This window comes from Gordonia amicalis NBRC 100051 = JCM 11271 (assembly GCF_000332995.1).
Lineage (GTDB): Bacteria > Actinomycetota > Actinomycetes > Mycobacteriales > Mycobacteriaceae > Gordonia > Gordonia amicalis.
In genome coordinates, this window is sequence record NZ_BANS01000071.1 from 1 (window position 1) to 10,699 (window position 10,699).

General features: G+C 68.5%; 9 protein-coding genes and 1 pseudogene. 6 read left to right on the plus strand and 4 right to left on the minus strand.

Annotated features, from left to right (window positions below; translation table 11 throughout):
- The first annotated feature begins 38 nt into the window (after positions 1 to 38).
- Complete coding sequence (gene ligA / locus GOAMI_RS22045) at positions 39 to 2,129, plus strand: NAD-dependent DNA ligase LigA (protein WP_006438856.1); 2,091 nt, start codon at positions 39 to 41, stop codon at positions 2,127 to 2,129.
- Positions 2,130 to 2,246: 117 nt separating this feature from the next.
- On the opposite strand, the gene GOAMI_RS22050 is transcribed toward ligA, so the two are convergent.
- Together GOAMI_RS22050 and GOAMI_RS22055 are read right to left on the minus strand one after the other, a co-directional pair.
- The gene (locus GOAMI_RS22050) at positions 2,247 to 2,759 is read right to left on the minus strand and encodes an O-acetyl-ADP-ribose deacetylase (RefSeq protein ID WP_006438857.1); all 513 of its coding nucleotides are present in this window, start codon (positions 2,757 to 2,759) and stop codon (positions 2,247 to 2,249) included.
- Between the two features lie 15 nt (positions 2,760 to 2,774).
- On the minus strand, positions 2,775 to 3,446 hold the full coding sequence (locus GOAMI_RS22055; RefSeq protein WP_040005117.1) for an ACT domain-containing protein: 672 nt from the start codon (positions 3,444 to 3,446) through the stop codon (positions 2,775 to 2,777).
- Positions 3,447 to 3,655: 209 nt separating this feature from the next.
- On the opposite strand from GOAMI_RS22055, the gene gatC reads away from it, so the two are divergent.
- Both gatC and gatA read left to right on the plus strand, forming a co-directional pair.
- Positions 3,656 to 3,967, plus strand: coding sequence for an Asp-tRNA(Asn)/Glu-tRNA(Gln) amidotransferase subunit GatC (gene gatC, locus GOAMI_RS22060; protein ID WP_006438859.1), 312 nt, complete (start codon positions 3,656 to 3,658; stop codon positions 3,965 to 3,967).
- Positions 3,964 to 5,469 (plus strand): Asp-tRNA(Asn)/Glu-tRNA(Gln) amidotransferase subunit GatA, encoded by a 1,506-nt coding sequence (gene gatA, locus GOAMI_RS22065; protein WP_006438860.1) that lies wholly within the window; start codon positions 3,964 to 3,966, stop codon positions 5,467 to 5,469. Before gatC ends, gatA begins: the two co-directional genes overlap by 4 nt.
- A gap of 26 nt (positions 5,470 to 5,495) precedes the next feature.
- Here gatA and GOAMI_RS22070 read toward each other — a convergent pair whose 3' ends face one another.
- Positions 5,496 to 6,746 (minus strand): alpha/beta-hydrolase family protein, encoded by a 1,251-nt coding sequence (locus tag GOAMI_RS22070; protein WP_006438861.1) that lies wholly within the window; start codon positions 6,744 to 6,746, stop codon positions 5,496 to 5,498.
- Positions 6,743 to 7,330, minus strand: a complete 588-nt coding sequence (locus tag GOAMI_RS22075) for a hypothetical protein (RefSeq protein WP_232513000.1) — start codon at positions 7,328 to 7,330, stop codon at positions 6,743 to 6,745. Before GOAMI_RS22075 ends, GOAMI_RS22070 begins: the two co-directional genes overlap by 4 nt.
- 278 nt (positions 7,331 to 7,608) lie before the next feature.
- On the opposite strand from GOAMI_RS22075, the gene GOAMI_RS22080 reads away from it, so the two are divergent.
- The 3 genes and pseudogenes from GOAMI_RS22080 to GOAMI_RS22090 all read left to right on the plus strand — a co-directional run.
- On the plus strand, positions 7,609 to 8,889 hold the full coding sequence (locus GOAMI_RS22080; protein WP_040005118.1) for a sensor histidine kinase: 1,281 nt from the start codon (positions 7,609 to 7,611) through the stop codon (positions 8,887 to 8,889).
- An 88-nt stretch (positions 8,890 to 8,977) separates the two neighbouring features.
- Positions 8,978 to 9,591: pseudogene (locus tag GOAMI_RS22085) on the plus strand (response regulator).
- Between the two features lie 77 nt (positions 9,592 to 9,668).
- The coding region (locus GOAMI_RS22090; RefSeq protein WP_006438866.1) for a 6-phosphofructokinase at positions 9,669 to 10,699 on the plus strand (1,031 nt) is incomplete at its 3' end.

Here is a 10,699-nt window from a genome sequence, read left to right on the forward strand (position 1 = left end):
CCTCGAAGGGTGTCCGGGTCCTCCGATACCCTCGGTGCGTGGCAGAAACAACGGAGTCGGGGCGGCCGGCGACCGAACAGTCGGGACCCGAGGGAGACCTGCGGGAGGAGTGGACGGAGCTCGCCGAGGAGATCCGCGAGCACCAGTTCCGGTACTACGTGAAGGATGCGCCGGTCATCTCCGACGGCGAGTTCGATGCTCTCCTACGACGCCTGCAGGACCTCGAGGACAGTCACCCCGAGCTCGCGACGCCCGACTCGCCGACAAAACTGGTCGGCGGCGGTTTCTCCACCGCTTTCTCCCCGGTCGACCATCTCGAGCGGATGATGTCGCTGGACAACGTCTTCGACTACGACGAGATGACCTCCTGGGTCCAGAGGGTCAACTCCGACGCCGGTGCCGAGGTCGAGTTCCTCTGCGAACTCAAGATCGACGGTGTCGCGCTGGCGCTCGTGTACCGCAACGGTGTCCTCGAACGCGGTGTCACCCGTGGCGACGGTCGCACCGGTGAGGACGTCTCGCTCAACGCGCGCACCATCGACGACATCCCGCACCGACTGACGGCCGCCGACGGCTATCCGATCCCGGACGTCCTCGAGGTGCGCGGCGAGGTCTTCTTCCGTGTCGAGGATTTCGAGGCGCTCAACGCGTCCCTGGTGGCCGATGGCAAGCCGCCGTTCGCCAATCCACGCAACTCGGCGGCCGGGTCGCTGCGGCAGAAGAACCCGCAGGTCACCGCCCGGCGCAAGCTGCGGATGATCTGTCACGGCATCGGCCACACCGAGGGATGGCGGCCGGAGTCGTTGCATGACGCCTATCTCGCGCTCGGCGCGTGGGGACTTCCGGTGTCCACCCACACCACAAAGGCATCGACCGCAGCCGAGATCCTCGACAAGATCTCCTACTGGGGCGAACACCGCCACGACGTCGACCACGAGATCGACGGCATCGTGGTCAAGGTCGACGACTTCGGCGTCCAACGCCGCCTCGGTTCCACCTCGCGCGCACCGCGGTGGGCGATCGCCTACAAGTACCCGCCGGAAGAGGCCACGACCAAGCTGCGAGACATCCAGGTCGGCGTCGGGCGCACCGGTCGCGTCACACCGTTCGCGGTGCTCGAACCGGTCCTCGTCGCGGGTTCGACGGTCTCTCGCGCGACCCTCCACAACGGCTCGGAGGTCAAGCGGAAGGGCGTGCTCATCGGCGACACCGTGACCATCCGCAAGGCCGGCGATGTGATCCCCGAGGTGCTCGGGCCGGTGGTCGACCTTCGCGACGGTTCCGAGGTCGACTTCGAGATGCCCGAGCGTTGTCCGGAATGCGGTACGCCGTTGCGTCCGGAGAAGGAATCCGACGTCGACGTCCGGTGCCCGAATCAGGAGAGTTGCCCGGCTCAGTTGCGGGAGCGGCTCTTTCATCTCGCCGGGCGTGGTTCGTTCGACATCGAGGCGCTCGGTTACGAGGCGGCCACCGCGCTGCTGTCGGCGAAGGTGATCCGCAACGAGGGTGATCTGTTCTCCATCTCCGCCGACGACCTCGCCCGCACGGAGCTGTTCACCACCAAGGCGGGCGCGTTGTCGGCGAACGGGAAACGCTTGCTGGCCAACCTCGACAAGGCCAAGGACGTGGCGTTGTGGCGCGTACTGGTGGGTCTGTCGATCCGTCACGTCGGGCCCACCGCGGCGCGTGCGCTGGCCACCGAGTTCGGCTCACTGGAGGCCATCGAGGCCGCAGACGTCGAACAGCTCGCCGACGTCGAGGGCCTCGGGATGACCCTCGCGCAGTCGATCCACGATTGGTTCACCGTCGACTGGCATCGGGAGATCGTCGAGAAGTGGCGCGCCGCAGGCGTTTCCATGGAGGACGAGCGTGACGAGTCGATCGCGCGGACCCTCGAGGGCAAGACCATCGTCGTGACCGGATCGCTGGTGGACTTCTCCCGCGACGGCGCCAAAGAGGCGATCCTGCAGCGTGGCGGCAAGGCATCGGGATCGGTGTCGAAGAAGACCGACTACGTGGTCGTGGGTGAGTCGCCGGGGAGCAAGGCCGACAAGGCCGAGCAGCTCGGTGTGCCGGTCCTCGACGAGGACGCGTTCAAGCGTCTCCTGGAGACCGGCAGTCCCGAGTGACCCCCTCGCGGCCTGATCGAAAGAACGCGTGCTCCGGACGCTCCTGGGAGCGGGGATTTCGCTTCGTCAGTCCGCTCCGGACGCTCCTCAGGAGCGAATTCTTTTCGTTGAGCGGCGCTAACCGTTGAGCGCGGCGTCGAAGGCGCGGTACGCCCGCGGATCGAACAACACGAACCGGATCTCGGTCATCGCGGTGTCCACGGACCGGACGGTGTCGATGGCCCGGCGCGCGCCGTCGGCCATGGGCCAGCCGTAGACGCCGGTCGAGATGGCCGGGAAGGCGATCGTCGTCGCACCCAATTCGTCTGCCACGCGCAGGGATTCGCGATAGCAGGCGACCAGGAATTCGGATCGGTCCTCATCGTGGGAGTGCACCGGTCCGACCGTGTGGATGACCCAGCGTGCATCCAGATCGCCGGCGGTGGTGGCGACTGCTTCGCCGACGGGGAGTCCGCGCTTGTAGCGTCCGGCCCGGAGTTCCTTGCACTCGGCGAGAATCGCGGGACCTCCACGCCGATGGATGGCGCCGTCGACCCCGCCGCCGCCGAGGAGTGTCGAATTGGCGGCATTGACGATCGCGTCGACCGACTGAAGGGTGATGTCTCCTTGCGCGAGGGTGATGGAGGTCATGCCTCCATCATCCTGCTAACCGTCGGCGCGCAACACCGTACTGACGATCCCGGCGAGGTAGCCGAGTCGGGCGACCTCCGAGGGCCGGAAATCCGGTCCGCCGATGCGGCCGAGCAGGATCGCCTTGTCATTGGAGCCGATCGGCGCCGCGGCGAGGCGGGTGTCCATGTCCTGCCATGCACCCGGCACCCAGTCGCCTTCGGCGTCGAGTTGCGCCGCATGCTCCAGAGGCAGCCAATCAGCCCTGGTGAGTGGGGTTTCCGGGGCGCCGGAGGAGCCGAACAGCTGTAGGACGCCGCCGCTGGCCCTGGTGATGACCATCGCCCACGACACCCGCAGCACGCGCGGCGCGTTGTCGACGAGGACCTGGAGGCGATCCTTCCGCTTCGCGGTGGCGACCTGGTCGACGAGCTCGAGTTCGCGGTGGGTGTCGAGCACGCCGGAGTACGGGCGGATCGAATCCACGCGAACGCCGTTGACCTTCTCTGCTGCCGTGATCAGGCTGTCCGGCAGCGCACCGGGCGCCACTTCGACGACCAGGTCGTCGACGGCATAACCGTTGCCGCGTTCGACCACTTCGAGTGACAGGATGTCGGCACCGACCGAACCGAGCTGCACGGCGAGCACGCCGAGACTGCCGGGACGGTCCTCGAGCTGGACGCGCAACAGGTATGACACGTGGGCCATTCTCGCACCCGTGGCGACGGGGCGCGCAGCGCCGGGGGCGACCGGGTGTGCAGCGCCGGGGGCGGGGCGGGTGTGTCCGGGAGGTGCAACCGGTGGCTGGGGTGAGTCGGGTTGGCGCGTTCCCATAGGCTGGAGAGGCGCATCTGCGTCGCATGGGCGTCGGGTGAGCGACATGACCGAGCAAGTGATGGTGAGAGAGGACGCTGACGGTGGCTGGCGAACCGAAGTCCATATCGCGTGAAGAGGTCGCGCATCTGGCGCGACTGTCGCGACTGGCGCTGAGCGAGGACGAACTCGATGTCTACGCCAAGCAGCTGGACTCGATCCTGACCCACGTCGCGTCGGTGTCGGAGGTGGCCGCCGACGACGTGCCCGGAACCGCGCATCCGGCCGAACTCGCCAACGTGCTGCGTCCCGACGTCGTCGTGCCCGGCCTGAGCACCGACGCCGCGCTGTCCGGTGCGCCGGCCGTCGAACAGGACCGTTTCGCCGTTCCGCAGATCCTGGGAGAAGAGCAGTGAGCCCCGATTCGCACGCCGCAGCTCCTCGTCCCGCCGGTGACCTGACCGGTCTGTCCGCGGCCGAACTCGCCACCAAGATCGCGACCCGCGAGGTCAGCTCGGTCGAGGTCACGCAGGCCCACCTCGACCGCATCGCCGAGGTCGACGGCGAGCTGGGTGCCTTCCTGCACGTCAGCGGCGCCGAGGCGCTCGTCGCCGCCAAGGCCGCCGACGACGCGATCGCATCGGGCGAGCCCGTGTCGTCGCTCGCCGGGGTGCCGATCGCGCTCAAGGACGTCTTCACCACCACCGACGCCCCCACGACGTGCGGTTCCAAGATCCTCGAGGGTTGGGTTCCGCCCTACGACGCCGCGGTCACCGAACGGCTCCGCGCCGCAGGCATCCCGATCCTGGGCAAGACCAACATGGACGAGTTCGCCATGGGCAGTTCGACCGAGAACTCCGCCTACCAGCTGACCCGAAATCCGTGGGACCCCACCAAGATCCCCGGCGGGTCGGGCGGCGGTAGCGCCGCGGCGCTCGCGTCGTATGAGGCCCCGCTCGCGATCGGTACCGACACGGGCGGCTCGATCCGGCAGCCGGCCGCCGTCACCGCGACCGTCGGCGTCAAGCCGACCTACGGCACCGTCTCCCGCTACGGACTCGTCGCATGCGCGTCGTCGCTCGACCAGGGTGGCCCGTGTGGCCGCACGGTCCTCGACACCGCGATGCTGCACGAGGTCATCGCCGGACACGACCCGCGTGACTCCACCTCGATCAACGTGCCGGTACCCGACGTGGTCGCGGCCGCTCGCGAAGGTGCGGAACAGGACCTCAAAGGTGTAAAGATCGGCGTCGTCACCGAACTGCAGGGCGAGGGCTACCAGTCCGGCGTGCTCGACTCCTTTCACCAGGCGGTCGAACTGCTCACCGAGCGCGGCGCGGAGGTCGTCGAGGTCAGCTGCCCGCACTTCACCTACGCGCTCGGCGCCTACTATCTGATCCTTCCGTCAGAGGTGTCGTCGAACCTCGCACGCTTCGACGCCATGCGGTACGGACTACGCGTCGGCGACGACGGTTCGCATTCGGCCGACGAGGTCATGGCGCTGAGCCGCGAAGCCGGTTTCGGCCCAGAGGTGAAGCGCCGCATCATGATCGGCACGTACGCGCTGTCCTCGGGCTACTACGACGCCTACTACGGTCAGGCGCAGAAGGTCCGCACCCTGATCTCGCGCGACTTCACCGCCGCCTTCGAGAAGGTCGACGTACTGATCTCGCCGACCACCCCGACCACTGCCTTCCCGATCGGGGAGAAGGTCGACGATCCGCTCGCGATGTACCTGTTCGACCTCTGCACGCTGCCGGTGAACCTGGCTGGCATCGGGTCGATGTCGGTGCCGTCCGGACTGTCGAAGGACGACGGCATGCCCGTCGGCCTGCAGATCATGGCGCCCGCACTCGCCGACGACCGGCTCTACCGGGTCGGCGCGTCGTATGAGGCGGCTCGCGGCCCGATCATCTGACGCCCCTTGCTCCCTGAGGTGCGAGGTCACCGCGGCAGGCCGCTGACCGGTCGCGCCTGCTCGGTCCCGTAGCGGTGACCGACGCCCGTCGGTCCGTCGAGCGCGGCCAGCAGGTCGACGCTGGACTGCAGGAATCCGACGACCGGCAGCCAGGGGACCTCGGGTACCCGTCGACCGCCGAGCACGGTGTCGTCGGGATACGCAGGCGGACGCCACAGCGAGCCGAGCGACCAGCGGACCACCGGATCGCTGCGATTGGCCACGACGATCCGCGGCGTCCTCGACGCCTGCGCCACCGTCCCCGCGGGCGGCGCGGTCAGGACGGTCTCCGCGAGCAGTGACGGGTGATGGTCCTCGAGCCAGACCCGGGCGGCGTCGGCCCCCACCGCGCCGAGGCTCTGGCCGTAGAGCACCAACCGGGGCCGGTCGCCCGCGGGCCGGTTCGCCAGAACCTTCGCGAGTTCGCGGACCAGCGTGATCGACGATTCCGTCGCGGTCGCGTCGTCGGAGATGAACGCCTTCCACGACGGCACGTCGGCGTAGGGGAGTGTCAGTATCCGGACGTCGCCGTCGAAGCGGTCGACGAAACCGGCGACCGCGGCCTGGTCGACCCAGCCCGACCCGGTGGGGACCGCAACGATCACCGCACGAGCCGCCAGTCCGCCGCTGTGCATCCAGGACCTCACCAACCGTTCTGCCGGATGATCGAATTCCGGTGCCGCGAGTTCTCCGCGCAGCAGAGTCCCGAACTCGGAGACGACGATGGTGCGCGGCGACGGTTGTCCGCGGTCGGCACCGGCGTCGGCCGGGGCGAGGAGTCCGGCGGCGAGCGCGACCGCCGACGCCGCGATCACCGCGGTGACGCGGGGGATCAGCACGATCGCGGCGACCGCTGCAGCGGGTGCGACCGTGGCCGCAACCCACCAGTCGGGCCCAACGGGCGGCGCCCCGACCGCGGCGCGGATCAAGCTCTGCCACCACACCGACAGTCCCGCACCGCCGGCCGCGATCAGCACCCCGGCACCGAAGACGACGCGACGGGTCTGCGTGTCCGGGTGCGGGCGTCGTCGGGAAGCCCATCGTGACAACAACATTCCCACGACCGCGCCCACGGCGGCGAAGCCGGACGTCACGACCGCGGTCGTCGTCGCGTCGCGCGGAAGCGTTCCGGGATGGAGCGCCAGGAGATACGAAGAGACGATACTGACCACGAGAACCGGGGGAGGCAGGGCTCGCCCGGCGTCCATCGACGCGCGAGCGGCAGGCGCGCTGGTCATGAGAACTCCTCGGTGGGTTGCCGATCGACCAGCGCGCGTTCGACCGTGGTGGACACCAGCTGGGGAATCGATTCCTGTCGGGTCGGCGGTCCACCGAACTGGCGCCAGGTGTTCCAGGCCAGACCGATGCGGGCTACGCGGGCCGCGGTCGCGCAGGCGGGATCATCGCAGGAACGCTGCATCGCCTCGATCAGCATGCGGTCCAAAGCGAATCGCGCCCACGATCCCAGCGGTCGGCCGTCTGCCGCGGCAGCACGCAACAGGTCGTAGCCGAAATCGTGTGTGCGGCGCAGTGGTGTGAACCGGTCCGGGAGCGGTACCGGCGACGAGCAGCCGCCGTCCGGGTCCGTGGGCACACCGGTCACGACCGTCGGCGTGTATCCCATGTGCATCTCGAAGGATGCGGGCAGGACGTCCATCGTCGTGGCCGGCGCCGGTCCGGTCAGTGCGACGACGGCAGCGGCATATGGATTGTCGGCGTCCTCGGGGTGCGAGATCACCGGCCCCGCGCTGGAACCGGTGTCACCGGCAACTGCTTGCGCCGTCGACATCCATTGTCCGGCAAGGAGAACAGCGAGTGTCATCGCGGCGACGAGAGTTCGGATCCGGCCCCGTCGGTGCACCGGGCCCGATCCGTGATCAGGGTGAGAAGTGTTGTCCGAAGGCCATTTCCGCAGTGATCCGGGAGGGTCCATGGCCTTTGACGCTAAGGGGTGAAACCGCCGGTCCACATCGCTCCGACGGGCGGTTCGTACTCACCGGCGGGACGGGGATGCCGGGCTGCGGATACTACTCGGGAACGAGGCCGTCTCCCCCGAAAGTATGAGGACTGCCGGGCCCCTCGGAGCCTAGGGTGAACCTCATGTTCGGTTTACGCAAGCATCTGCGCGCGGCCGGCGGCGACTTCGTCGACTGGGCGTCCACCGCGCCGGTCGCCCAGGACCCCGCGGTGCGTGCCTATTTCTCCTCGCGGGTCAACTGGTTCTTCCTGATCGTGGCCCTGATCATGTATTCGATCGCCTGGCCGACGCTGCCGGTGACGCACTCCGTGCCGACGTTCGTCCTGCCCGTCGTCGCGGCGTTCGCCGCGCTCCCCATCGCGCTCGCCTGGTCGGCGCCGCTCGTCGGCTGGGCGGTCTCGGTGGTCTCGGCGCAGGTCATCGGTCTCGTCGTGCCCACGCGCAACGATTGGGAACTCACCATCCAGGTCACCCATTTCATCGAGCTGCTCGTGCTGACGGCCATGGTGATGCTGCGCTGCCCGTTGCGATGGATTCCGCTGGTGTGGCTCACGACCTCGCTCGTCGTCGCCTACGCGGTGCACCCCGCGTGGATCGTCGGGATCTCGGTGCTCGCGGTCGTCGTGGCACTGCTCCGCGGACTGATGGCGTCGCGGCGGCAGCTCGCCGCTCGCACGAGACAAACCGAGGAGGCGGAGGCCGAATCCGCGGTGCTGCAGGAACGCGCGCGCATCGCCCGCGACCTGCACGACGTGGTGGCACACCGCATGTCGATGGTCGTCGTGATGTCGCAGACCGCGCGCTACCGGATCGACGACGTCTCGCCTGCGGCGGCAGCCGAATTCGACGCCATCGCCGATGCCGCCCGGACCTCACTCGACGAGGTCCGGCAGCTGCTCGGGGTGCTGCGGGTCGAGGGCGCCGAGACCACCGCCCCCAATCCAGTCCTGGCGCAGATCGATTCGCTCGTCGCCGAGACTTCTCGGGCCGGCTCCGAGGTCACGCTGATCCGCGAGGTCGACGATGCCGGGGTGGGGGAATCGGCGGCACTGGTGATCTACCGGATCGTTCAGGAGTCGCTGGCCAACGCCACCCGGCACGCGCCGGGCAGCCGCACGCTGGTGAGTGTGACACCGGGTGAGCACGGCACCGTCGAGGTGGCCGTGGTCAATTCGGCGCCGACGGCCGAACCGCTCGGGATCGGCGGCAACGGCGTCGGTATCCCCGGGATGCTCGAACGTGCGCAGGCCGTAGGGGGTTCGCTCGTCGCGGCACCGACGGTCGACGGCGGGTTCGCGGTGCGTGCGCGCATCCCGATGACGCCACCACGCGACGGAGTCGTCGCCGGCGCACCGTCGTCGGTGACCGTGCCGAAGGTCTCCTCGCCGGTCTCCGACCAGTAGCGTGTCAGGCGTGCCGATCAACGCGGAATCGCAGCAAGCACAGGGCAACACCGGTCCGATCACCGTCGTCGTCGCCGACGATCAGGCGATGGTGCGTCAGGGTTTCTCGGCGTTGCTCGCCGCCCAGCCCGACCTGTCCGTGCTCGGGGACGCCGCCGACGGGGTCGAAGCGGTCGAGGTGTGCCGGCGTGCGCGTCCCGACGTCGTCCTGATGGACGTGCGGATGCCGCGCAAGGACGGGTTGTGGGCCGCCGAACAGATCCTGTCGGCCGGGCTGGAACCGCCGACCCGCGTGCTGATGCTCACCACCTTCGACATCGATGACTACGTCTACGAGGCATTGCGGATCGGTGCGTCCGGCTCCTGCTGAAGGACGCGCCCGCCGACGAACTCGTGCGTGCGGTGCGCGTGGTCGCCGCCGGCGAAGCGCTGCTCGCGCCGTCGATCACCAAGCGACTCATCACCGAGGTGACCGCACGCCGTCGACGCCCCAGCCGCAACCCGGCACTCGAACACCTCACCCCGCGCGAGCGGGAGGTACTCGACCTCGTGGCCGACGGCAAGTCGAACGCCGAGATCGGCGCCGATCTCTACGTCACCGAACAGACCGTCAAGACCCACGTGAGCAGTCTCCTGGGCAAACTGGCGCTGCGGGACCGTGCGCAGGCCGTGGTGTTCGCCTACGAGAACGGGATCAAGTGATTTCGTGGTCAGCGGGTCGGGCCCGCGGGCACTAGATTGGGGGTGTCCGTCGCGCTCGAGAAGGAGGGTCTCACCACATGGCCAAGAGATTCGGCATTCTCACCTCCGGCGGTGACTGCCCCGGTCTGAACGCCGTCATCCGCGGTGCGGTGCTCAAGGGTGAGACCGTCTACGGTCACGAGTTCGTCGGCTTCAAGGACGGCTGGGCGGGCCTCGTCTACGGCGACATCATGGAACTGAACCGATCCACGGTGCGCGGTCTGTCCAATCAGGGTGGAACGATCCTGGGGACGAGCAGGTTCGGTCCGTACACCGAACCCGACGGCGGCGCGGACAACATCAAGAAGGTGCTCGAGAACCTCGGCGTCGACGGTGTCATCGCGATCGGCGGCGAGGGCACGGCGTCGGCGTCGAAGCGACTGTTCGACGACGGCATCAACATCGTCGGCGTCCCGAAGACGATCGACAACGACATCGACGCCACCGACTACACGTTCGGATTCAACACCGCCGTCGAGATCGCGACCGAGGCCATCGACCGCCTCCGGACCACCGGCAACTCGCACAGGAGGTGCATGGTGCTCGAGGTGATGGGGCGCCATGCCGGCTGGATCGCCCTGCACTCGGGTATCGCCGGCGGCGCGCACGTCATCCTCATCCCCGAGAACCCCGAGAGTCTCGATCAGATCTGCGCCTGGGTGACCAGTGTCAAGGCGCGCGGTCGTGCACCGATGGTCGTCGTCGCCGAGGGTTTCAAACTCCCCGAGATGACGGAGGCGTACTCCACCAAGGGGCGCGACGAATTCAACCGGCCACGCCTCGGGGGAGTCGCGGAGGTGCTGGCGCCGCTCATCGAGGAACGGACCGGCATCGAGACCCGGGCCACGGTCCTCGGCCACATCCAGCGCGGCGGTGTGCCGTCGGCCTACGACCGGGTTCTCGCCACCCGCATGGGCATGGCCACCGCGGACCTCGTCGCCGAGAAGGGCTGGGGACAGATGGTCGCCCTGCACGGGACCCGGATCGACCGGATCACCTTCGACGAGGCGCTCGGCGAACTGAAGACCGTGCCCCTGGATCAGTACAAGGAGATCCGGGTCATCTTCGG